The following is a 23,234-nucleotide window of genomic DNA, read 5'->3' as shown; positions in this document are numbered from 1 at the left end:
GCGCCGTGCAGGGCGACGGCGACGCGCTCGCCAGCCTGGTCGAGCCGGGCAGCGCCGACCTGATCCTGTGCCACTCGGTGCTCGAGGTGGTCGACGAGCCGGCCCGGGTGGTGGCGTCGATCGCGGCCGCCCTGCGGCCGGGCGGCGCGGTCAGCCTGCTGGTGGCGAGCCGCGCGGCCGCGATCCTGGGCCGGGCGATCAACGGCCACCTGCGCGCCGCGGCCGCCCTGGTCACCGACCCGGCGGGCCGCGCCGGGCCGCGCGACACCCTGCTGCGCCGGTATGACGCGGACGGCGCCACCACGCTGCTGCAGGCCGCCGGCCTGACCGTGGAGGAGGTCCACGGGGTGCGCGTGGTCGCCGACCTGCTGCCGGCCGCGGTGCTCGAGGAGGACCCGCAGGCGGCGCTGGAGCTGGAACTTCAGCTGAGCGCCCGCCCGCCGTTCCGGGACATCGCCTCCCAGCTGCACCTGTTCGCCCGGTCATGACCGCCTGCACCGAGCGGCACCCGGCCGCACCGGCGGACGGCCTGGCAGGCGAGGGCCAGAAGGGCATGACCCGGAAAGCTCAGCTCTCATGAGCATGCCCGAGGACGGCCTCCACCCGGACGCGCTGCGGATCCTGCCGCCCGCGTACGGCTCGGGCAGCCTGGCCGACCTGCTGCCCAGCGTGTGTGCCGTGCTCGGCGTGCCCGGCGCGGTGGACGTCCTCGGCCTCGGTGCCCGGCTGGACGGGATCGACCGCATCGGCGTGCTGCTCGTCGACGGGCTCGGCGCCTACCAGCTGCCGCTGGCCGCGCCGCACGCGCCTGTCCTCGCCGACCTCGCGGCCGGCGGCCGGGGGCACGCCGGCACGCTCACCGCCGGCTTTCCCTCGACCACGCCGGTCAGCCTGGTCACCCTCGGCACCGGCGTGCCGCCGGGCGCGCACGGCATTCTCGGTTTCACCGTACGACGGCCGGACGGTCAGGTGCTCACCCACATCTACTGGGGCGACGACCCGGACCCCCGGTTGTGGCAGCCGGTGCCGACCTGGATGGAGACGGCCTCGGCCGCCGGCGTGCGGGTCACCGTGGTCAGCCGGCCCGCCTTCGAGGGCAGTGGTCTCAGCCTGGCGGCGAACCGTGGCGGCGCCTACCACGGCGCCGGTGACGGTCCCGCCGTCGCCGCCGGCATGCTGGCGGCGCTGCGCGAGGCGCCCGGCCCCGCCCTGGTCTACGGCTACCACCCCGACCTCGACCACTTCGGGCACGAGGACGGCGTCGGCTCGGAGACCTGGCGCCGTGCCGCCCGCGGCGTGGACCGGCTGCTCGACGAGGTGGTGCACAACCTCCCGCCGGGCGCCGCGCTGCTGGTGGTCGCCGACCACGGCCAGCTCAACATCCCGGACGGCGGCCGCTACGACATGGCCGACATCCCGGCCCTGCGCGACGGCGTGGTCGCGGTGGCCGGCGAGCCCCGCGCCCGCTACCTGTACGCCGCCGACGGCGCCCTGGACAGCGTCCTGGCGAACTGGCGCGGGGTGTTCGGCGCCGACGCCCGGGTGATGACCCGCGACGAGGCGATCAGCGAGGGCTGGTACGGCCCGGTTCCGCCGGCCCACGCGGACCGGATCGGCGACGTCGTGGTGATCTGTCAGGGCCGGGCCGTGGCGGTCGCCTCCGGGTGGGAGCCGGACAAGGCCGGGCGCCTCGTCGCGTATCACGGTTCCGTCACCGCCGCCGAGATGACCGTGCCGTTGTTGATCGTTCGCTGAACGTGATCAGGGCAACTTCCACGGGTTATGGGGCACCGCAGCACCCGGCCAGCCGGTCTTTTGGGACGAACCGATCTTCCGCGCACTGAAAATCACCCGCACTCGGCCGTCGTCCGGCTTTCCGACCCGCCAACCCGCTCGTAGACTTGCGTGATAAGGCAGCCGACGGCTGCCCCGAATGACCACACCTGCACCACCCCCGACCCCGCCGCGGGGCCGGACATGCGCCCGGGGAGGAATGCCGTGCCGCTCTCGGAGCACGAGCAGCGGCTGTTCGATCAGATCGAGCGGTCGCTTGCCGAGGACCCCAAGTTCGCCTCGGCTGTGCGGGCCAACGACCCGCGTTTCCACGCACGGCGCCGGCTCCTCATCGCCGCGTTCGTGATCGTCCTTGGTCTTGCTCTCGTCGTCTACGGGACCGTGAGTCAGACCACGTGGCTCGGCGTGGCCGGCTTCGTCGTGATGCTCGGCTCGGCCGCCTTCGCGATGCAGTCGCGACGCCGCGGCCAGGCCCCCGATCTGAAATCGGTCGGTGGCACCGCGACGCGGCGCACACGGCAAAGCCGTAAGGGCGGCCTGATCGACCGGCTCGAGGACCGATGGCGGCAGCGCCCGGAAGGGCATCGCTGACCGGCTCGGCCGGCGACAGATCGGCAATGACGACGAAGGCGGCCGGAGATCCGGCCGCCTTCGTGATATTCCGGTCCGCGCTCAGCGCGCCCGGCTGAGCAACCGCCGCGGGCTGAACCGGCTCGCCGAGTCCCGCAGCCGGGTCAGGGTCTCCGCGGTGCGCGTCGACCACTCGGACAGCGACATCCGCCAGTGCAGCAGCACCGACGGCGGCAGGAGCAGCGCCTGCATCCGGGTCCGGAACGAGGCCGAGGCGGCCAGCCCGGAGCGCACCCGGCCCGCCGCCGAGGCGAGTTCCGCACCCTGCAACGGCTGCCGTGCGTACCGCGCCCGTTCCTCGGCCGTGCCCAGCAGGGTCGCGGCCTCGGCGGACTCGCCGGTGAGCAGGGTGTCGTGGATCAGCCGCTGCGCGGTGTGCCGCGGCGTCTCCGTCGGATCGACCGGCACCCGGAAATCGACCATCGTGTCGATCAGCTCGTCCCAGGCGGCGTGCGCGTCCGCGCGGGCGCGCACCGAGTCGCTGGTGACGACGATGTCGGTGACCGTGCCGGCCGGGCCGGGATCGTGCTCGGCGACGGCGGCCGTGGACAGGCCCACGGTTGCCGACTTCCGGCGGCGGCGCAGCAGGATCCGGCGCATCGCCGGGATCAGCAGCAGCGCGATCGCCAGCACCACGCCACCGGCCACCATCGCGCCGGTCCAGGAGCCGTCGTCCGGGACGACCCCGTCACCGGCCAGCGAGCCGCCGCCGTCGTTGCCCTGCTCCGGGCGGTTCGGCACGGTCGGCGCCGCCGAGGAGTCCGCACTCGGGTCGGTGGTGCCGGTCGAGGCGGAGGCGGTCGGCTCGGGACGGTCGACGTCCTGGGCCCACGCGGTCCGGGTGGAGCCGGCCACCCCGGCGGCGGGCGTGGCGTCGAACGGCACCCAGCCGAAGCCGTCGAGGTAGACCTCGGTCCACGCGTGCGCGTTCTTGTTGGTGATCTGGTAGCTGCCGTTGCCGAGCGAGGCGCCCCGGGTGAACCCGAACGCCACCCGGGCCGGGATGTCGGCGGCGCGGACCATCCACGCCATCGCGGCCGCGTACTGCTGGCAGTAGCCGACCTTGTTCTTCAGGAAGGCCGCGATGTCGGTGGCGTTGCCGGTCGACTGGGTCGCCAGGTCGTAGCGGAAGCCGTTCTTCGCCGAGAACGACTCGTAGATCGCCCGGACCTTGTCGTACTCCGAATCCGCGTCGCGGGTCAGCCGGTCCACCAGAGCCTGCACCGACGCGTCCTCGGGCGCCTCGGTGAACTTGCGCAGCGGGTTGTCGCGGCTCAGCGGCTGGGCGGCGCGCAGCTGGTTGCGGGTGTACTTGGCCCGCTGGTAGGTGAACGAGTACTTCTGCTCCCCGGTCGTCGAACGCCCGGAGAACAGCACCTGCTGACTCGGGTCGTACGACCAGTTGCCGGAGAGATCGTCCACCTGGGCCGGGTAGGTGTAGAGCGGCACCATGCTCTGCCGCAGCGCGTCGCTGATCTCCACCTCGGCCCGGAACTGCGCGAACGTCGCCTCCGAGGCCGTCTGGCGCGGATCGGGCAGCCCGGCGGTCAGCGACCGGCCCTTCGGCGCCTCGTTGCTGAAACCGTCGGTGGTCAGCACGTCGGCGACCGCGAACCGCAGGTAGAACGGCTCCGGCTCGTTCGTGGTCACCTTGATGATGTTGACCGTGGCGGTCTGGTTCAGCTGGCCGCTGAGCGCCGCGAACAGGTTGATCCGCCCGCCGCCGGGGCCACCGATGCCGGGGCCGGCGCCGGGACCGCTCTGGGTCAGCCGGGAGAGCAGCCCGCCGCTGACGGTCGGCACGGCGAGCGGCAGCAGCACCGCGACCAGCACGCCGACCACACCGATCCGGCGCCCGGCCGCGGCGAGCGGCGACGGCTCCCAGACGTCCACGTCGCGGCCGTCGCCGGTGAAGCGGCGGCCGAACCGGCGGACCCGGTCGACGTTGTCCGCCACCAGCAGCCACATGTAGCCGGCCGCGCCGATGATGAACGGGACGACCGGCACGCTGTCCAGGTAGACCGCGACCGGGATGGAGTAGATCGCCAGCATCGGCAGGCCGGCCAGCGCCGGGCGGCGGAACACCGCGGTCAGCAGGTCCACCACGATCGCGACGGCGCCGATGCCCAGCACGGTGACGAAGTGCAGGCCGTCCCGGTCGGGGACCGGCACGCCGTACGACCGGGTGTCCTCGCCGGCCTGCCGGATCAGGTCCGCGAAGTGCGCGAACGTGGCCGGCTGCGGGATCAGGATCTCCTTGCCGCTCGGGAAGATCCAGGTGAGCGCCAGCGCGAGCGCCGCGATCATGCACAGGGTCTGCGCCCAGGTGGGGAACCGCAGCGTCCGTGCGCCGACCGCGGCGCCGGCGATCAGCAGCACCGTGAGCAGGCTCTGCAGCAGCCAGGTCCAGGATTCGAAGATCGCCGAGAGCGGGGCGGCGGCCAGCAGTGTGGCGGCCGCCGCGACCAGCCCGAGACGCCGCCGGCCGGTCATCGGGTCACCCCGCTCACGGTCTCGGCCATCGCCGCCCGGTAGGCGAAGCCCTGCGAGCCCCGGCCCACCGAGGGCCAGAGCGCCGGCAGGGTGTCGCCGTGAGCCACCGGCACCGAACGCCAGCCGCTGCGGACCAGCGCCAGCGAGGCGGCCGTGGTCTCCCGGTCGGCCTCCTGCCGGTCCCCGGAGGTCAGCGGCATCCAGGTGGAGCTGTCGATGGCGAACCCGATGCAGCTGGCGCCGTTGCCGCGCAGCCCGCTGAGCAGCTCGGCCTCGGCCACGGTCAGCTCACCGAACAGGCCGATCACCAGCCCGCCGTCGTTACGGCGCCGGACGTGCTCGACGAGGGTCGACAGGTCACCGGTCTGGGACAGCTTGACGTCGGCCAGGGTGTCCAGGATCAGGCCCTCCCCACCGGCCTCGGAGGCGTCGATGTCGACGCCCGTGCCGGTGACCAGCCGCAGCTTGTAACCGGCCTGTCGCAGGTGGACCGCGATGCTGGCGGTCGCCGAGACGGCCCACTCGAAACTGGCGGTCGGGCCCTCGCCGCGGTGGGCGACCAGCCGGGTGTCGAGCACGACCGTGGCCCGGCTCTCCCAGGGCTGTTCCTCGCGGCGGACCATCAGCTCACCGGTCCGCGCGGTCGAGCGCCAGTGCACCCGGCGCAGGTCGTCGCCGCGCCGGTACTCCCGGGTCGCCGCGTCGTCCTCGCCGTGCACCGCCACCGACCGGGCCCGGCTCTCGCCGGTCCCCGCGTACTCCCCGGCGAGCCGGACCCGGGGCAGGCCGACCACCTGCGGGATCACGGTCAGCCGGTCCACGCTGGGGAAGGACCGGGTCAGCTCACACAGCCCGAACGGGTCGGTGAGCCGCACCATCAGCGGGCCGATCGGGTATCGGCCGCGCACGTCGGCCCGCACCGTGTACGCCACCGAGCTGGCCTGGTGCGCGCCGAGCCGCTCCAGCACCACCCGGGGCCGGCTGCCCAGCGCGTAGGGCAGGCGATCCTCCAGCAGCATGGTGCCGGTGGGCAGCCGGGACAGGTTCTGCAGGCGCAGGATCACCCGGGCGCTCGAGCCGACCGGGGTCCGGCCCGGCTCCAGCGACCGGGTGCACGCCAGCTTGTAGCGGGACCGGCCCACGTACCACGCGGCGAGCAGCGGCAGCGCGGCCAGCAGCACCGCGACCCGCAGCAGATCGCGTTCGCCGAGGATCAGCGCGGAGACCGCGGCGGCGATCGCCGCGGCCAGGAACGAGCGGCCGCGCGTGGTGAGTCCCCGCAGCGCCTCCCGCATGGTCACCGCCCCCGGGACTCGTACGAGCTGCGGCCGTCACGGGTGTCGTACGGGTTACGGGCGCGGTCGTGCGGCAACGGCAGCCGGTGCACGATCTCCGCGACGATCGCGTCCGTGGTGCGCCGGTTCAGCTGGGCGTCCGCGGTCGGGATGATCCGGTGGGCGAGCACCGGGACGGCCAGCGCCTGCAGGTCGTCCGGGAGCACGTAGTCGCGGCCCTCGAGCGCGGCCACCGCCTTGGCGGTGCGCAGCAGCTGCAGGGTGGACCGGGGGGACGCGCCGAGCCGGATCTCCGGGGCCTCACGGGTCGCGGTGACCAGGGCGATCGCATACTGCTGGACCGCGTCGGCGGTGTGCACGTGCCGGACCGTCTCGATCAGCCGCCGGACCAGCGCCGCGTCGGCCACCGCCCGCAGGTCGTTGAGCGGGTCGTGGTCGCCGTGCCCGCTGAGCATGGCCATCTCGGCCCGCGGGTCCGGGTAGCCCATCGCGATCCGGGCGGTGAACCGGTCGCGCTGCGCCTCGGGCAGCGGATAGGTCCCCTCCATCTCGATCGGGTTCTGCGTCGCGACCACCATGAACGGCGCCTGCAGCTCATAGGTCGTGCCGTCGACGGTGACCTGCCGCTCCTCCATGCACTCCAGCAGCGCGGACTGCGTCTTCGGCGACGCCCGGTTGATCTCGTCGCCGACCACCAGGTTGGCGAAGACCGCACCGGGCTTGAACTCGAAGTCGCGCGTCTCCTGGTTGTAGACGCTGACCCCGGTCACGTCGCTGGGCAGCAGGTCGGGCGTGAACTGGATGCGGCGCACCGAACAGTCGATGGAACGGGCGAGGGCCTTGGCGAGCTTCGTCTTACCGACGCCCGGCACGTCCTCGATGAGCAGGTGCCCCTCAGCCAGCAGCACCGCGACCGCGAGCCGGACCGTGGCGCTCTTGCCCTCGATGACCTGCTCGATGTTGGTCATGATGGCTTGCGTCGCGGCACCGAACTCGGCGCTCGTCAGCGGGCCTGCCGGCTCGCCCCAGGTCGGCGTTGTCACGGGCCTCCTCCAAGTCGTGTATGCCCCCGTGAGGTGAAACTCACCCCCCGTCGAGGGCACCGAAGGTTGCGGGCGCCCAGCGGTCCGTGGGCCTCCGGCGCTCGCCGCCCGTCCCCACAGGTTATCCCCGGAGGCAACGATCGCCGAAAGGCCGGATCGACGAAGATCCGACTCCAAGCGGGTATACCGGTCGCCGTGCGCAGGGGGTATGCGGGTATCATGCTTGCCATGGCTCGGTCCGTTCTGCTTCTTAGGCGGCCGTGCTGATCCGTCAGTCGGATCAGGCACGGCGACCCCTCCTGCGTGAGGGGCTTTTTTGTGCCCGTAACAGCACCGCCTTCGAGCAGGGCCGCCTTCAAAAAGACGAGACGAGATGGTGAAGATGAGCGAGACCGAGACCCCGCCGTTCCGGTACACCGCGGCGATGGCCGGCGAGATCGAGCTGCGCTGGCAGGCCTACTGGGCCGAGCACGGGACGTTCCACGCTCCCAACCCGGTCGGCGAGCTGGCCGACCCCACGCACCCCCGGGCCGGTGCGCCCAAGCTGCACGTGCAGGACATGTTCCCGTACCCGTCGGGCGCGGGCCTGCACGTCGGGCACCCGCTGGGCTACATCGGCACCGACTGCTACACCCGCTACCAGCGGATGGCCGGCTTCAACGTGCTGCACCCGATGGGCTTCGACGCGTTCGGCCTGCCCGCCGAGCAGTACGCGGTGCAGACCGGCACCCACCCGGCGGTCACCACCGCCGCGAACGTCGAGCGGTACCGGCAGCAGCTGCGCCGGCTGGGCCTGGCGTACGACGAGCGGCGCTCGTTCTCGACGACCGACCCGGAGTACTACCGCTGGACACAGTGGATCTTCCTGCAGGTCTTCAACTCCTGGTTCGACGCCGAGCGCGGCAAGGCCCGCCCGATCAGCGAGCTGATCGACGAGTTCGAGGCCGGCATCCGGCCCGCGCCGGGCACCCCGTGGAAGAACCTGTCGGCGGTCGAGCGGCGCAGGCTGATCGACGACCACCGCCTGGCGTACGTGTCGGAGGCCCCGGTCAACTGGTGCCCCGGCCTGGGCACCGTGCTGGCCAACGAGGAGGTCACGCCGGACGGGCGCAGCGAGCGCGGCAACTACCCGGTCTTCCAGCGCAGCCTGAAGCAGTGGATGATGCGGATCACCGCCTACGGCGACCGCCTGGTCGACGACCTGGACGCGCTGGACTGGCCGGAGCCGGTCAAGCTGATGCAGCGCAACTGGATCGGCCGCTCCCGGGGCGCGCACGTCGACTTCCCGGTCGGCGCCAACGAGCACATCCGCGTCTTCACCACCCGCCCGGACACGCTGTTCGGCGCGACCTACATGGTGCTGGCGCCGGAGCACGAGCTGGTCGAGCGGATCGTGCCGGCCGCCTGGCCGGAGGGGACGAAGGACGTCTGGACCGGCGGGCACGCGACGCCGGCCGAGGCCGTCGCCGCCTACCGCGCGACCGCCGCGGCCAAGACCGAGGAGGAGCGCACCGCCGACGGCAAGGTGAAGACCGGCGTCTTCACCGGCGCCTTCGCCGAGAACCCGGTCAACGGCGTACGCATCCCGGTCTTCATCGCCGACTACGTGCTGGCCGGCTACGGCACCGGCGCGATCATGGCGGTGCCCGGGCAGGACGAGCGCGACTGGGCCTTCGCTGAGGTCTTCCAACTGCCGATCATCCGTACGGTCGAAGCGCCCGAGGGTTTCGAAGGGGCGTTCACCGGTGAGGGACCGGCGATCAACAGCGACTGGCTGAACGGCAAGGGTGTCGCCGAGGCGAAGGCCGCGATGATCACCTGGCTGGAGGAGAACGACAAGGGCTCCGGCGCCACCACCTACCGCCTGCGCGACTGGCTGTTCAGCCGCCAGCGGTACTGGGGCGAGCCGTTCCCGATCGTCTACGACGAGACCGGCCTGCCGATCGCGCTGCCCGAGTCGATGCTGCCGGTCGAGCTGCCCGAGGTCGACGACTTCTCGCCGCGCACCTTCGACCCGGACGACGCGGACACCGAGCCGGAGACCCCGCTGTCCCGCAAGAAGGACTGGGTGCAGGTCGAGCTGGACCTGGGCGACGGCCCGAAGATGTACACCCGCGAGACCAACACCATGCCGCAGTGGGCCGGCTCCTGCTGGTACGAGCTGCGTTACCTGGACCCGCACAACGACAAGGTGCTGGTGGACCCGGAGAACGAGGCCTACTGGATGGGCCCGCGCAGGCCGGGCGACCCGGGCGGCGTCGACCTGTACGTCGGCGGTGTCGAGCACGCCGTGCTGCACCTGCTGTATGCCCGCTTCTGGCACAAGGTGCTGTTCGACCTGGGCCACGTCTCGTCCTTCGAGCCGTTCAAGAAGCTGTTCAACCAGGGCTACATCCAGGCGTACGCGTTCCGGGACGCCCGGGGCGTCGTGGTGCCCGCCGAGGAGGTCGTCGAGCGCGACGGCAAGTACTTCTACGGCGACGCTCCCGTCACGCGTGAGTACGGCAAGATGGGCAAGTCGCTGAAGAACGTCGTCACCCCCGACGAGATGTGCGAGCAGTACGGCGCCGACACCTTCCGGGTCTACGAGATGGCGATGGGCCCGCTGGACGTCTCCCGCCCGTGGGAGACCCGCGCGGTCGTCGGCTCGCAGCGCTTCCTGCAGCGTGCCTGGCGCCTGGTGGTCGACGAGGAGACCGGCGCGGTCCGGGTCACCGACGAGCCGCTGGACCCGAAGACCCGCAAGGTGCTGCACCGGATCATCGCCGGTGTCCGCGAGGACATGGACGAGCTGCGGTTCAACACCGCGATCGCCAAGCTGATCGAGCTGACCAACACGCTGACCCCGCTGCCGACGGTGTCGCGCGAGGCGGTCGAGCCGCTGGTACTGATGATGTCGCCGTTCGCCCCGCACCTGGCCGAGGAGCTGTGGGGCAAGCTGGGCCACGAGGGCACCCTGGCGTACGCGGACTTCCCCGTCGCCGACCCCGCCCAGCTGGTGGCCGACGCGATCACGTACCCGGTGCAGGTCAACGGCAAGGTCCGCGGCCGGGTCGAGGTCTCGCCGGACACGGCCGAGGCCGAGGTCCGCGCGGCCGCGCTGGCGGCCGTGGCCGAGGCCCTGGCCGGCCGCGAGCCCAAGAAGGTCATCGTGGTTCCCGGCCGGCTGGTCAGCGTCGTCGTCTGAGTTCGCGTCCATGGCCCGTCATATGGAAATGTGGCGGGCCATGTCCGTTGATGTGATCGCGACGGAGTACCTGATCCGGGCCGACATCCTCGCCCCCGGCCTGGTCGAGGGCCTCTACCTGCAGGGTTCCGTCGCGCTCGGCGACTACCGGCCGGGCGTCAGCGACATCGACTTCGTCGCGGTGACCGAGGAGCCCGCCGACCCCGGCCTGGTCCGCCGGATCCACCGCGACATGCCCCGCCGGCCCTACTTCGACGGGCTCTACGTCACCTGGGACGACCTGCGCGCGGACCCCGCGACCCGCCCGCCCGGCCCGGCCGTCCACGAGAACCGGGTCCAGCCGGAGTCCCGCTTCGAGCGGAACCTGGTGACCTGGCACGTCCTCGCGCAGGCCGGTGTGGCGATGCGCGGCCCGCAACGCCCGGAGGTCTTCACCGACTGGCCCGCGCTGGCCGCGTCGACCAGAGAGAACCTGGAATCGTACTGGCGGCCGTGGTCGCGCCGGCTCCGCTCGCAGCCGGTGAGTCTCGGCACGTGGGCGGTCTCCTGGGGCGTGCTCGGCGTCTCCCGGCTCCGGCACACCCTGGTGACCGAACGCGTGACGTCCAAGTCCGAGGCCGGCCGGTATGCCCTGCGCAGCTACCCCGGCTGGGAACGGATCATCGAGGAGGCGCTGCGGATCCGCTGCGGCGGCCCGGCACGTTACCGCAACCCGTTCCGGCGCCGCGCCGACCTGCTCGCCTACCTGGACTACGCGCTCGACCCGGACGGCCCACCCGACGCGGCCCTGGTCCGATGATCTCCGAACGGCACTGATCCGGGCCACCCACTCTCATGCGGATCACGTTGCACGCAGTGCACCGTGACGACCATCGGGTGCTGCACAGCGTGGTCCTGCGCGTGCTGCGCGGCGCCCGGCTGGGCGACGCCCGTTTCGTCCGCAGCGGACGAGTCCGTGCGCGAGCTGGTGCGGCGCTATCTGGCCGTGCTCATCGCCGACGGCGGAAACTCAACATCTCCTTGAGAAGCAACACGGTGGGAAGGCCGGGGATGAGGGCGAGGAGACCGACAGCGATGCCGATCCACCGGAGCCATGGCCGTTCCGGCTGGTCGGGGCGGGCCAGTTCGATGCCGGTCCGATGCTGGCCGGTGTCACCGACGCGGACTGTGGCGCCGATGTCGGCGGAGGTGAAGACGTCGGAGCCGAAGACGTATTCGGAACCTCCACCATCCCAGTTCACGGTCGCTGTGCAGCTCGTCCAGTAACCGAAGCCACGGTTGCTGATCGGCCCGTGTTCCTCGCAGGACGCCACCGTGGCCGTGCCGGCGCGTTCGGCGTCGGCGAAGTCGCGGCCGGCCATCCGGCTCAGCGTCACGGCCAGACCGATCAATCCCAGAGTGATCCCGATCAGCGCGATCATGGTGACGGCGCCGCGCAGGGAGCCACCTTTCGGGCGGCGGACCACCGCCGATCCGACGTCCGCAGCGGCCGCCGCGCGCTCGGCGTCCTGACGATCCAGCTCTTCCATTTCGGCCTTGATCTCCGCGCGGCGACTGGCCAGCCGGTCTTCCCAGGGTTCCATGACGGTGCCCTCCATCACGACGGGAGGTTGATGGGGGTCGGCTCCGGGTTGTCTCCGCTGAGCGTAGTTCCGGTCGCCCCCGCGTTCTGCGAGCTGTTCGTGCCGCTTGCGCTGCGTGCCGTCTCCACCAGAACGTGCTCCATCGGGCCGTGTGCCGCGACGTGGCCCTTGCCGAGCACCTCGAGGGCGGTGGTGAAGCCGTTCCAGCCGGACCGCTCGATACCGGCGGCCTCGACACGGGAAGCCTCCAGACGCAGCACGTTCCGGTTGGACTGACCGACTTTCGCCAGGATGCTCCCACACTGCTCGGCGATCCCGCCCAGTTCCTTGAGACGGGTGAGGAGCTGCTCCATGACCCGGAGGATCTTTCTCGACGTGTCGGCGACGAGCATCGCCACCTCGGCGGCGACCTTGGGGATCAACACGACGGTGACGGCCTGGACCGCCTTGGAGATGCACGCGCCCACCACCTCGGCGACGATGTCACGGATCGTGTTGCGGAAGACGCCGATCAGTGCCCCGGCGGTCGTCGTCAGCTTGCTCATCAAGTCCGCGATCTTGCCGATCGCCTGCACCGAATCCGCGTGTCGTAGCGCGCGTTCCCGATAGGCAGCCACGGACTGAGCAGCCCATGCAGTCGTGCTCCGCTGAACCTCGACGACGAAGAAGTCAGTCGCCTCATAAATGCGCCGCTCGATGTTGTACCAGGTTCTGGCGTGCCCCTCGATCGCCTTGGGATCGCCGGCCAGATGGTCCAGCGGCTCACGGAGCAGGCTGACGTGCTCCATGAGCCAGCCGACACCAGCCGCGAAGACCGCCTGCAACGGATCCATGACGGCACCGAGCAACGAGAGGCTGGTCGCCACGAAGTTCCCGGTGCCGCCCAGCCAGTCACGATGAGCGAACCCGTCGACCATGCCGCTCGCCGATTCGAAGATGCCGCCACCCTCGTACGCCTTGGTGGTGCTCTCCGCGGCGATCAGGCCGGGTCGGCCGAGATAGGTCTCTGCGGTCATCGGTCAGTCTCCACGGATCTGCCGGGCGGCGGCCTCGTCGGTGACGGCGACCGTGTCGGCGATCGCCCGGACGAGGTCGGCCAGGTGCTGGGTGGCATCCCGCCCCTGCCGTAACTCCTGCAGCGCCCAGTCCTCCAGCGGGTTCAGCAGCCCGACCACGAATCTTCCGCAGAACTGGCCGTAGACCTCGCCGCGCAGGTCCAGGTACTCCGCGCCGGAAACCGCCTCGTCGCACATCGTCGCGGCTTCGTCCACCAGGCGCGCGTGCGCTCGCAGCCCGTCCGGGGCGAGGTCCAGATGAGGCTGGGTCATCGCCGCTCGCCCTCCTCACCGGCGGCCGCCGGGAACTGCGAGCGATAGGCGTCCGCGATCAATGCGGTGGTCGGCGATCCGGAGCCGTACAGGGTCCGCGCCACCTCGGCCATCTGCTGGGCCATCCGGGCCTGCGCCCGCCGGCTGCTGTTCAGGATGAGGTGGGCCAGATCGTCCGCCGGCAGGTGCATCGCCCGATCGGTGAGCTGGAGGCCGCTGAGGCTGCCGGTGTGGTCGACGGTGAGGTGGACCTCGCCGTCGGGTGAGGTTTCTGAGGCTTCGGCTTCCTGCATCCGGCGGCTCAGCTCGGTGGTGAGCTCCGTCTGCTCGCGCACCCGGCGCTCCCAGTCGCCGAGCAGGTTCTCCGGATCCGGTGACATGGCGTCCCTCCGCGGTCGTCCCCTCGCGATGGGGTACGCCTGGTGGCCCGGGGGCGTTCAACACGGCGTCGGAGGTGGCACGCGCGGCTCGCGTACCGAAATAAAGAACTGAGCCGGCGGCCCTGGAGGGCCGCCGGCTCAGTGGAGTGCCTGGTGTGCGTCAGGCCGCTGCGGCGGCCATGGCGTCGCGGCGCGAGGTGTAGCGCCAGCGCAGGACGATCGCGGTGGAGAGGGCGAAGCCGATCGCGGCGGGGGCCAGGGTGGCGGCGTTCATCTCACCGGGGGCGGCCACCGCGGCGCCGATCACCGCGTAGGTGACGGTGGACGGGATCGCGGCAATCGTGGTGCCGAGCAGGTAGCGCTTGCGGCAGACGCTGGTCGTGCCGTAGGCGTAGCCGACCAGGCCGAACGGGGCCAGCGGGAGGAACCGGACCAGCAGGACCGCGGCGAGGCCCCGGCGGTTCAGCCAGCCGTCGAGGCGAGCCAGGCGGCTGCCGGCGCGGGCCTGCAGGGCGCCGCGGCCGGCCCAGCGGCCCGCGTAGTAGGTGGCGGTCGCCGCGATGATCGCGGCGGCCAGCGCGGCGAGCGCGCCCGTGGCCGCGCCGAGAAGCAGACCGCAGAGCAGCGTGATCGCCGTCCGCGGGACCAGAACGGAGAGCAGCAGGCCACCGACCACCGCGACCGCGGCCGGCGCGCCCGGGCCGAGGGTGTCGACGCTGTTGCCGATCTCCCGCAGCGGGAGCGTGGTGGCGGCCACCGCGAGGGCGCCCACCACGACGCCGAGCGTGCCGAACCGGACGAGACGGCGCTTCCAGCCCGACGGGGCAGCCTGCGCAACGGCCTGAGGGTCCGCGGAGTCAACGCCCCGCGGGGCGATCAGGATGTCGGTCATGCAGGCATACCGCCCCAACGCTCGTCGGTCAAAGACAGGTCATACAGTGCCGGCCGCAGCCAGCCGTTCACCCCGCAGCCGGTCGGCCCAGCTGTCGTCCAGGGGCGCAAGCCTATCCGCGCCGGTGGACCAACGCAGTAGCAGATCGGCTATCGCTGGGTTGCGAGCGAGCGCCGGTCCGTGCGAGTAGGTTCCCAGGATTTTCCCAGCCCAGGCCCCCTCGGTCTGGCCGTCGTTGCCGACGCCCGCGGTCACGCGCGCCAGCGGCGCGGCGTGCGCGCCCAGGTGGGTACGCCCGCCGTGGTTCTCGAATCCGGTCAGCGGCGGCAGGCCGAGCCGGGGGTCGACGTCGCCCCGCAACTCGCCGACCGCACGGGTGACGCCGCGGTCCGAGGAGAGGTCCAGCAGTCCCAGTCCCGCGCACTTCGCTCCCTTGGCGAAAAACGAGTGACCGAGCAACTGGTAACCGGCACAGATGGCAAGAACCGACGCGCCCTGGTTCACCGCGCGGTGCAGACCACCGTCGGTGATCAGCCGCTGCGACGCGAGCGCCTGCGGGCCGTCCTCGCCGCCGCCGATCAGGTAGATGTCGGCCGTCGACGGCATCTGCTGGTCGGAACGGACCTCGTAGGTCTCGACCGGGATGCCACGGGCGGCCGCCCGGTGCGCCAGGATCAGCAGGTTGCCCCGGTCGCCGTACGTCGACAGAAGATCGGGGTAGATCCACACGATCCGCAGGGCCTCAGTTGACACGGTCCAACTCCGCTCGGATGTCCTGGAACGCCGTGTAGTTGGCGATCACTTCGAGGCGGCCGGGCGGTACCGCCCGCAGCGCCTCGTCGAAACTGAGTACGTGCCGGAACGGCACCTGGTTCACCTGGAGCCGGACGGCCAGGTCGTAGGCCCGGTCCCCGGTGATCAGAACCGGACGGGTGCGCAGCGGCGAGAAATCGACGTCCCACAGCCACGACGTGTCCAGGCCGTCGGGGTCCCGCGCGTTGATGGAGAGCAGCGTAGGGGCCATGTCGGCCATGTCGAACGCCTCCAGCCAGCTGGCCGGGTTCTTGGCCAGCAGCAGGCGGATGTTGCGGCCGTCCCGGTCCACCTGGGCGTAGCGGCCGGCGATCGACGTCACCCGGGAGAGGCGGGGGAGCGCCTCTATCGGGCGGACTCCGAACTCGGCGGCGACCGCGAGCGCGGTGGCCGCGTTACCGATGTTGACCCGTCCCGGAAGCTGGAGCTTGACCAGGTGCCAGTCGCCGCGCGGGTCGATCACGCCCTCGTCCTCGACCACCCAGTTCGGGCGGGGACGGCGCAGCGGGCAGCCGGTGCACCACCACTCGCCGCCGGAGCGCTCGATCGGGTGGCCGCTCTCCGGGCAGACGAACGAGTCGTCGAGCCAGCGCTGGCCGGCGCTGAACCAGGTCACCTGCGGGCTGCTGCTGGCGGCCCAGACCACCATCGGGTCGTCCGAGTTCGCCACCACCCGGATCTCGGGGTGGCCGGCGAGCGTGGTCTTCCACAGCTGCGCCATCATCGCCACCTCCTTCGCCCGGTCGAGCTGGTCGCGGGAGAGGTTGAGCAGCGCCACCACCTTGGGCCGGGTGGAGTCGATCACCTGGGCCAGGTAGTGCTCGTCGACCTCGAGCACGGCGAACGGAGTGTGACCTTCCTTCGCCAGCGCCGAGGTGTGGCCGGTCGGCATGTTCGCGCCGAACGAGTTGGTGGCGACCCGGCCGAGCACGCCGACCGCGGCGGCGGTGAGCCGGGTGGTCGTGGTCTTGCCGTTGGTGCCGGAGACGAGCGCCACAGCCCGGCCGGACGAGAGGTGGGCCAGCAGATCCGGGTCGATCTTGAGGCCGATCCAGCCGCCGATCACCGAGCCGTCGCCGCGTCCTGCTGCCCTGGAGAGCGCTGCCGCGGTCTTCGACGCGGTGGTCGCGACCTTGGCGATGAGAGGCATCTTCCCGTCCGTCACGCCAGCGAGGGTACCGGACGCAATTGTTACGTCGAGTTGCCAGACCATCAAGATCAGCACACGGCCGCATTGTCCCCGGTCCGGGCGTTTCCGGCGAGGAACCGGGGTTGCGCCGGACTTTTTCTGTGTTCTGGTTCACCCGTAACCCTAGACGCTGCGTGTTTGGCTCATCGCTTTGCGTCGCGGCATTTGTCTCGCTGAGCTAACAAACTGGACAGTCCCCAGTGTGCCAATTACGTAGCGTGATTGTCCCCACGCTGACGATCAAGCCGGAATTCAGGTAGCAAGGTTCCGCCGGCAGCAAACGCTCGCCGGTCGCGACGAACCGGTTCACGCCGAGCCCTGCCCCGGACCGGACGACGCGACCGCCTTAAGCACCGAAAGACACAAGGCATCAGGGGGCAGGGACGGGGGACCCATTACCGGTCCGTCCCGCACCGCAGCAGTCAGGCGGCGCATTCGGGACAACCTTGGGGTGAAGCCGCTCCGGCGGCCGGGCAACCTTCCCGCCCGAACCCGACAGCTAACCTCGCAGGCGTGCCGGAGGGAATTCTCTACCGTGCACGAACACAGTTCGCGCCGGGGCCGTCGCATGTCCGTCGGTACCGGCACTGTCGCACTGTCTCTGGGTCTCTGCCTCTGCGCCGGCCAGCTGGTCGCCGCATCGCCCGCCGCGGCGTCGACGCCGACCAGCGTCGTCCCGGTCGCCGCCAGCTCGGCGGCAGCGAAGGTCAAGCCCAAGCTGAGCGCCTCGCTCAGCACCCGGAAGCTCTCCAAGGGCTCCACCCTCAAGGTCACCGCCAAGGTCATCAACCCGCGTACGGGCAAGGTCGCCAAGGGCACCGTACGGCTCCAGAGCTGGAGCAAGGGCGCGTGGCGGACCGTCGACAAGGCCACCGTCAAGAGTGGTGCGGTCAGCCTCACCATGAGGCCCAGCACGGCGGTGACCATCCGGACCTACTTCAGTGGCACCGGCTACAGCCCGGTCTCCACCAAGAAGGTCAAGGTCTCGGTCCGGCCCGGCGGCGCCGCGGTCCTCGCCGAGGCCAAGAAGCACACCGGGGCGCTGTACCTGTTCGGTGCGGCCGGCCCCAAGCGGTTCGACTGCTCCGGCTTCACGAAGTACGTCTACAAGAAGGCGGTCGGCAAGAGCCTTCCGCACAAGGCGAACTCGCAGCAGAAGTACGGCAAGGCCGTCTCCAAGGGCAACAAGCAGATCGGCGACCTGATCGTCTTCCGCAAGGGTTCGTACGGGTACCACGCCGGCATCTACGCCGGTAACGGCTACATCTACGACTCCCCGCACAGTGGTGCGCGGGTCGGCAAGCACAAGATGTGGAGCAAGAACTACGTGGTGCGCCGTCTCGTTGCGTGAGCGGTGCGCGGTCCCGCGGCTGGTTCAGCGTGCGGGACAGTAGTAAGTAAGGAAGAGGAACTACGCCTGTGGGGCACGACCCGGTTCGGGTCGTGCCCCACAGGCGTTCCCGGGGTTGATCCGTCGTCGCTTGTTCCGGCCGGGCCGCTGTCCCTCTGCTGAGCGCTGCCGGCCAGCCGCGTCGCGGCTCCGCCCGCCGCCGGGGTGGGCGGCGGCGCCGTCCAGGAGCAGATCCGCAAGGACGCCCGACCGCGGACCCCGCTCCGGGCTCCTGCCATCACATCGGCTGCCGGTCACCCGATCACCTTCCCCGCTCCTCTTACCTCTTACCGCCGCCTCGCTCGCGTCCCCGCGACCATCTACGACCACCTGCCTTCCCCCTGCCTCCGGCCGACAGCAGCACCGCTCCGAGCAACGGTGGATCCCGCTTGGCTGACAGCCAGCGTCGTCTCCGGCCGGCCGAGGCAACTCTCAGGCGCAGCCGGGCGGACCGGCTGGCGGTCAGCGTCGTTTCCGGCTGGCCGGGGCGACTCTTGGGCGCGGCTGGGTGGGCCGGCGGGATTGTCAAGATAACGGTGTAACTCGATCTATATGGGTTAGTTGCGGCCTGCGGTGAGGCGGCCGTCGAAGGCGAGGTCGAAGGCGTTGAGGGCGGGTTTCCAACGGGTGATCCAGCGGCGGCGGCCGGCGCCGGTCGGGTCCAAGGCCATCACGGCGAGGTAGACGCATTTCAACGCGGCCTGTTCGTTCGGGAAGTGCCCGCGGGCCCGCACGGCCCGCCGGATCCGGGCGTTCACGCTCTCGATCGCGTTCGTCGAGCAGACGACTTTGCGGATCTCGGTGTCGAAGGCCAGGAACGGCACGAACTCGGCCCAGGCGTTCTCCCACAGCCTGACGATCGCCGGATACTTCTCGCCCCAGACCTCGGCGAACTCCAGAAACCGCTGTTCGGCAGCGGCCTCGGTGGGTGCGGTGTAGATCGGCTTCAACGCCTTGGCGATCGCGTCCCGGTGCTGACGCGACGCGTATTTGAACGAGTTCCTGAGCAGGTGCACCACGCAGGTTTGCACCACCGTCCGTGGCCAGACGGTGTTGATCGCATCGGGCAGGCCGGTCAGGCCGTCGCAGACAGCCATCAGCACGTCCTCGGCGCCGCGGTTCTTCAACTCGGTGCACACGCTCAGCCAGAACTTGGCGCCCTCACCGCCGTCGCCGGCCCACAACCCGAGGATGTCGCGGGTGCCTTCGGCGGTCACGGCCAGGGCCACGTAGATCGGCCGGTTGGCGACCTTGCCGTCACGGACCTTGACGTTGATCGCGTCCAGGAACACCACCGGATACACGCGGTCCAGGGGCCGGTTCTGCCACTCGGCCATGCCGTCCATCACCTTGTCGGTGATCGTGGAGATCGTCTGCCGCGACACCTCGGCGCCATACACCTCGGCCAGATGCGCGCTGATCTCCCCGGTCGTCAGACCCTTCGCCGACAGCGACAGCACCATGTCCTCGACACCGGTCAGCCGGCGCTGCCGCTTGCGGACGATCTGCGGCTCGAACGAGCCGTCCCGGTCGCGGGGCACGGTGATCTCGACCGGGCCGACATCGGTCAGCACCGTCTTGGCCCGCACACCGTTACGCGAGTTCCCGCCGTCCTTGCCGGCCGGATCGTGTTTGTCATAGCCGAGGTGATCGGTGATCTCCCCGTCCAGGGCGGCCTCGATCACCCGTTTGGTCAGGTGCTGCAGCAGACCGCCTTCGCCGGTCAGCTGCAAGCCCGCAGCGCGGGCCTGCTCCACCAGCCGGCCGACCAACTCGGCGTCCACACCCTCCGGCGCCGCCGGATCCTTCTTCTTGGCCACCGCCGAAGTATCCACGGCGGCATCGATCGTCATGGTCATCAGGTGTCTCCTTGATCAGGAGTTACACCGTTATTCGTACAGTCCCGGGCCGGCTGGCGGTCAGTGTCGTTTCCGGCTGGCCGGGGCGACTCTTGGGCGCGGCTGGGTGGGCCGGCTGGCGGTCAGTGTCGTTTCCGGCTGGCCGGGGCGACTCTTGGGCGCGGCTGGGTGGGCCGGCTGGCGGTCAGCGTCGTCTCAGGCCGGCCGGGGCAACTCTCAGGCGCGGCCGGGTGGACCGGCTGGCGGGCTGACGGTCAGTGTCGGTTCGGATTGGCCGAAGCTAGTCCCGGGTGCAGCTGGAGGAATCGGCTGGCCGCCAGGGCTGTCTGCAGGCGTTCGAACAGCGCTGAGAGCCAGCTGACCAAGATCGGCATGCGCTCACGAGCGGGCGCTCCCCGGCAGTATCGGCGAGCGTCCTTGTCGCTGGCGATCATTCCTTCCACAGGCTGAGGGTGCGATCATGCCGCCTGCTCCGGGGCCGGCGGGCACCTGCCGAACCACCATGAGCGGCACCTAGGGAGTTGATCTCGACACTCGGCGAACGGCTGGGCGCGCTCGGCCGTCGGTGAGGCGGGTATTGAGCTGCTGGTTGGGTGGGTGAGCGACGGCTGGGTGTGCTCGGCCGTCGGCGAGGTAGGTGTTGGGGCGCTGGTTGGAGGTGGGGGCGACGGCCGGGCCTGATCGGCCGTCGGCGAGGCACCTGACGGAAGCGGGGTTCGGCCGGCTGGTGGTTGCGTGGCCGGGGGCGAGAGAACAGGCGTAAGCGTCGGCCGGGTTGTGGCAGGCGCGCGCGGTGCGCTGTGGGCGGGCTCGTTGGTTTGGGCGATCGGCTGAGCGAGGGGCGATGGTGGTCCCTGCCGTGCGGTGCCTCCGTGGGGGGAGGTGCGGGCCCTCCATGCCGGGAAGACGTGTGGTGCCTCCTGTTAGGGAAGCGCTGTACCTTCCTGCCGGAAGAGCGGGCTGTGCCTTCCTGCCGGAAGAGCGGGCTGTGCCTTCCTGCGGGGAAGAGCGGGCTGTGCCTTCCTGCGGGGAAGAGCGGGCTGTGCCTTCCTGCGGGGAAGAGCGGGCTGTGCCTTCCTGCGGGGAAGAGCGAGCGGTGCCTTCCTGGAGGGAAGAGCGGGCTGTGCCTTCCTGCCGGGGAGAGCTGAGCGGACAGGAGAGAGGCGGGCGCGCGGCCGACGCGCAACAGGACAGCGTCACTCGCTGCAGCGCTCCACTTTCCTCCCCCGGAGCGCTCCACTTCCCTCCCCGCAAGCGCGCGAACGGCTGTGAGCAGCCTCGGAACGGGGACATTTCCGCCCGGCCGAGCTCGATGTCGGAAACCGGACCGGGTCGATCATGGCTGGGCCCTCCACTCAGCGCCACCCTCCGTGAACTGCGGTTTCGTGCGCGAAAACGGCTCGTGAGCGGGCCCATTCGGGTTGCAGGTGGAGGGAAGTGGAGTAGAGTGGGGCTCAGTGGCAGGACCGAGGAATTTTGCACCGAAGCCTGCCGGCCCGAGTTGAGAGGCGGACCGACTCCACCGCGAAGGAGCGGACGCCACGGCAAGGGGGGAAGGGCCGATGTTCCTCGGCACGCACACCCCGCGCCTGGACGAGAAGGGCCGGCTGATCCTTCCGGCGAAGTTCCGTGATGAGCTGGCGGGAGGTGTCGTGATCACGAAGGGGCAGGAGCGCTGTCTTTACGTGTTCCCGATGCCGGAGTTCCAGCGCATCGCCGGTCAGCTGCGCGAGGCGCCGGTGACGAACAAGGCCGCCCGGGCTTACGGCCGGGTGTTCTTCGCCAGCGCGCACGACGAGGTGCCCGACAAGCAGGGCCGGGTGACGATCCCGGCGCACCTGCGGGAGTACGCGAGTCTCGGGCGCGACCTCGTCGTGATCGGGGCCAGCACACGGGTCGAGATCTGGGACAAGCAGTCCTGGGACGACTACCTCTCGGCGAGCGAGGAAGAGTTCGCCGACATCGAGGAGGGGGTGCTGCCCGGCGGACTGTAAGGCGTGGCACTCGGTGGGCCGCTGGAAATCCGGCCCGGACGCCACTGCCGCCGTACTGCGAGATCTCCAGCCGCTCCCGCTCCTGGCGCCTCTTCCCCGGCGCCAGGCGCGTGTCCGGGGCCGGGTGACACCGGCACGGGACATGAGCGGATGGGGATCTGGCGGTACGGATGGGCGACCGGGCCGGAACGGCAACTGTAGAACCGGGTGAAACGCGGGCGGGTAAGGCAATGGGGGTCGACATGGGGGAGCCGCGGGGCGTACACGTTCCGGTGCTGCTCGAGCGGTGCCTCGAGCTGCTCGCTCCCGCGCTGGAGCTGCCGGGCGCCGTCCATGTCGATTTCACGCTGGGTCTCGGCGGGCACGCCGAGGCGGTGCTCGAGCGTCACCCTGACGTGATCCTGATCGGACTCGACCGGGACACCGAGGCTCTCGCACACGCACGCCGCAGGCTGGAGCGCTTCGCCGGCCGTACGCATCTGGTCCACGCCGTCTACCACGAGCTGCCGCGGGTTCTCGACGAGCTGGAGATCCCGGCGATCCACAGCGGACTGTTCGATCTCGGGGTTTCCTCGCTGCAGTTGGACGAGGCGGATCGCGGGTTCGCCTACGCACAGGACGCTCCGCTGGACATGCGGATGGACCAGTCGCGCGGGATGACCGCCGAGGAGATCGTCAACACGTACGAGCCGGGCGAGCTGGTGCGGGTGCTCCGGCAGTACGGCGAGGAGAAGTTCGCGCCCCGGATCGTCTCGGCGATCGTGCGGGAGCGGGCGAAGGCCCGGATCACCTCGACGGCCCGGCTCGCCGAGCTGGTGAAGGACGCGATCCCGGCCGCCGCGCGCCGAACGGGTGGAAATCCCGCAAAAAGGACTTTTCAGGCACTACGTATTGAGGTGAACGGCGAGCTCGACGTCCTCGAGTCGGCGGTTCCTCATGCTTTGGACGCGTTGGCGCCCAAGGGGCGTCTTGTGGTGATGAGTTATCAATCACTGGAGGACAGGATCGTCAAGCGCGCACTCACCGCGAGGTCGCGCAGCACCGGGCCGATCGACCTGCCGGTCGAGCTTCCCGGGACCGGTCCGACGCTGCGGCTGCTGACCAGGGGGTCGGAGCCGCCCAGCGAGGAGGAGGTGGCGGCGAACCCGAGGGCGGCCTCGGTCAAGCTGCGCGCCGTGGAACGGATCGACGAGCAGGAGCAGGGACGTAGGCACAACCAGGCACCGGGGACCGGCCGCGAACGGCCCCGGATGGCCGGGCCGGCCCGCGGTCGGAAACCCGAGTAACCCGGGGAGACAACGCGCGGGAGACGAGGGCGGTTACGCCCGGGGGCGAAACAGAGGGGGAGGGACGAGCATGAGCGA

The 23,234-nt window shown here is 70.8% G+C and carries 19 protein-coding genes and 1 riboswitch; of the genes, 8 read left to right on the top strand and 11 right to left on the bottom strand.

Features of this window, described 5'->3' with window-relative positions:
* The 3 genes from AB0F81_RS28805 to AB0F81_RS28795 all read left to right on the top strand — a co-directional run.
* Window positions 1-488, top strand: a 488-nt coding sequence (locus AB0F81_RS28805) for a methyltransferase domain-containing protein (protein WP_360202189.1), incomplete at its 5' end; no start/stop codon positions are given.
* A gap of 88 nt (window positions 489-576) precedes the next feature.
* The gene (locus tag AB0F81_RS28800; RefSeq protein ID WP_360202188.1) at window positions 577-1,755 is read left to right on the top strand and encodes a nucleotide pyrophosphatase/phosphodiesterase family protein; all 1,179 of its coding nucleotides are present in this window, start codon (window positions 577-579) and stop codon (window positions 1,753-1,755) included.
* A gap of 243 nt (window positions 1,756-1,998) precedes the next feature.
* Window positions 1,999-2,385 carry a DUF3040 domain-containing protein gene (locus AB0F81_RS28795; protein ID WP_360202187.1) on the top strand — a complete coding sequence of 129 codons (387 nt, stop codon included), beginning with the start codon at window positions 1,999-2,001 and terminating at the stop codon, window positions 2,383-2,385.
* A gap of 81 nt (window positions 2,386-2,466) precedes the next feature.
* On the opposite strand, the gene AB0F81_RS28790 is transcribed toward AB0F81_RS28795, so the two are convergent.
* Genes AB0F81_RS28790 through AB0F81_RS28780 form a run of 3 tightly spaced genes read right to left on the bottom strand, consistent with a single transcriptional unit; the run spans window position 2,467 to window position 7,180 of the window.
* The gene (locus tag AB0F81_RS28790; RefSeq protein ID WP_360202185.1) at window positions 2,467-4,917 is read right to left on the bottom strand and encodes a DUF3488 and transglutaminase-like domain-containing protein; all 2,451 of its coding nucleotides are present in this window, start codon (window positions 4,915-4,917) and stop codon (window positions 2,467-2,469) included.
* Window positions 4,914-6,212 carry a DUF58 domain-containing protein gene (locus tag AB0F81_RS28785; protein WP_360202202.1) on the bottom strand — a complete coding sequence of 433 codons (1,299 nt, stop codon included), beginning with the start codon at window positions 6,210-6,212 and terminating at the stop codon, window positions 4,914-4,916. Before AB0F81_RS28785 ends, AB0F81_RS28790 begins: the two co-directional genes overlap by 4 nt.
* A gap of 2 nt (window positions 6,213-6,214) precedes the next feature.
* A complete protein-coding gene (locus AB0F81_RS28780; RefSeq protein WP_360202201.1) occupies window positions 6,215-7,180 on the bottom strand; it encodes a MoxR family ATPase in 966 nt (321 codons plus the stop codon).
* A gap of 448 nt (window positions 7,181-7,628) precedes the next feature.
* On the opposite strand from AB0F81_RS28780, the gene leuS reads away from it, so the two are divergent.
* Window positions 7,629-10,442, top strand: a complete 2,814-nt coding sequence (gene leuS, locus AB0F81_RS28775) for a leucine--tRNA ligase (RefSeq protein WP_360202183.1) — start codon at window positions 7,629-7,631, stop codon at window positions 10,440-10,442.
* A gap of 40 nt (window positions 10,443-10,482) precedes the next feature.
* Window positions 10,483-11,241, top strand: coding sequence for a nucleotidyltransferase domain-containing protein (locus tag AB0F81_RS28770; protein ID WP_360202181.1), 759 nt, complete (start codon window positions 10,483-10,485; stop codon window positions 11,239-11,241).
* Window positions 11,242-11,431: 190 nt separating this feature from the next.
* Here AB0F81_RS28770 and AB0F81_RS28765 read toward each other — a convergent pair whose 3' ends face one another.
* From AB0F81_RS28765 to AB0F81_RS28735, 7 genes are all read right to left on the bottom strand, one after another.
* Window positions 11,432-12,025 (bottom strand): DUF6346 domain-containing protein, encoded by a 594-nt coding sequence (locus AB0F81_RS28765; RefSeq protein ID WP_360202179.1) that lies wholly within the window; start codon window positions 12,023-12,025, stop codon window positions 11,432-11,434.
* A 14-nt stretch (window positions 12,026-12,039) separates the two neighbouring features.
* On the bottom strand, window positions 12,040-12,942 hold the full coding sequence (locus AB0F81_RS28760; protein WP_360202177.1) for a hypothetical protein: 903 nt from the start codon (window positions 12,940-12,942) through the stop codon (window positions 12,040-12,042).
* Between the two features lie 102 nt (window positions 12,943-13,044).
* On the bottom strand, window positions 13,045-13,353 hold the full coding sequence (locus AB0F81_RS28755) for a type VII secretion target (RefSeq protein ID WP_360202175.1): 309 nt from the start codon (window positions 13,351-13,353) through the stop codon (window positions 13,045-13,047).
* Window positions 13,350-13,733, bottom strand: a complete 384-nt coding sequence (locus AB0F81_RS28750) for a YbaB/EbfC family nucleoid-associated protein (protein WP_360202173.1) — start codon at window positions 13,731-13,733, stop codon at window positions 13,350-13,352. The genes AB0F81_RS28755 and AB0F81_RS28750 overlap by 4 nt, the downstream gene beginning before the upstream one ends.
* A 160-nt stretch (window positions 13,734-13,893) precedes the next feature.
* Entirely contained in the window at window positions 13,894-14,625 is a 732-nt protein-coding gene (locus AB0F81_RS28745) for a VTT domain-containing protein (RefSeq protein WP_360202171.1), read from the bottom strand.
* A 39-nt stretch (window positions 14,626-14,664) separates the two neighbouring features.
* On the bottom strand, window positions 14,665-15,378 hold the full coding sequence (locus tag AB0F81_RS28740; protein WP_360202169.1) for a glutamine amidotransferase: 714 nt from the start codon (window positions 15,376-15,378) through the stop codon (window positions 14,665-14,667).
* On the bottom strand, window positions 15,368-16,588 hold the full coding sequence (locus AB0F81_RS28735) for a MurT ligase domain-containing protein (RefSeq protein WP_360202199.1): 1,221 nt from the start codon (window positions 16,586-16,588) through the stop codon (window positions 15,368-15,370). Before AB0F81_RS28735 ends, AB0F81_RS28740 begins: the two co-directional genes overlap by 11 nt.
* A 380-nt stretch (window positions 16,589-16,968) precedes the next feature.
* Window positions 16,969-17,156, top strand: a riboswitch (cyclic di-AMP (ydaO/yuaA leader).
* A gap of 39 nt (window positions 17,157-17,195) precedes the next feature.
* Between AB0F81_RS28735 and AB0F81_RS28730 the strand changes: the two genes are divergently transcribed.
* Window positions 17,196-17,978: a C40 family peptidase gene (locus AB0F81_RS28730; protein ID WP_360202167.1), complete on the top strand. Its 783-nt coding sequence runs from the start codon at window positions 17,196-17,198 to the stop codon at window positions 17,976-17,978.
* A gap of 596 nt (window positions 17,979-18,574) precedes the next feature.
* Here the strand turns inward: AB0F81_RS28730 and AB0F81_RS28725 are convergent.
* Entirely contained in the window at window positions 18,575-19,837 is a 1,263-nt protein-coding gene (locus AB0F81_RS28725; protein WP_360202197.1) for an IS256 family transposase, read from the bottom strand.
* Window positions 19,838-21,438: 1,601 nt separating this feature from the next.
* On the opposite strand from AB0F81_RS28725, the gene mraZ reads away from it, so the two are divergent.
* Together mraZ and rsmH are read left to right on the top strand one after the other, a co-directional pair.
* Window positions 21,439-21,870 carry a division/cell wall cluster transcriptional repressor MraZ gene (gene mraZ / locus AB0F81_RS28720; RefSeq protein WP_360202165.1) on the top strand — a complete coding sequence of 144 codons (432 nt, stop codon included), beginning with the start codon at window positions 21,439-21,441 and terminating at the stop codon, window positions 21,868-21,870.
* 230 nt (window positions 21,871-22,100) lie between these two features.
* On the top strand, window positions 22,101-23,156 hold the full coding sequence (gene rsmH, locus AB0F81_RS28715; RefSeq protein ID WP_360202163.1) for a 16S rRNA (cytosine(1402)-N(4))-methyltransferase RsmH: 1,056 nt from the start codon (window positions 22,101-22,103) through the stop codon (window positions 23,154-23,156).
* The last annotated feature ends 78 nt before the right edge of the window (window positions 23,157-23,234 follow it).

Origin of the sequence: Actinoplanes sp. NPDC024001, from assembly GCF_040638955.1 — a bacterium.
Taxonomy (GTDB): Bacteria; Actinomycetota; Actinomycetes; order Mycobacteriales; family Micromonosporaceae; genus Actinoplanes.
Note: the sequence above shows the minus strand (reverse complement) of the source record. Positions and strands in the feature narration are given on the sequence as shown.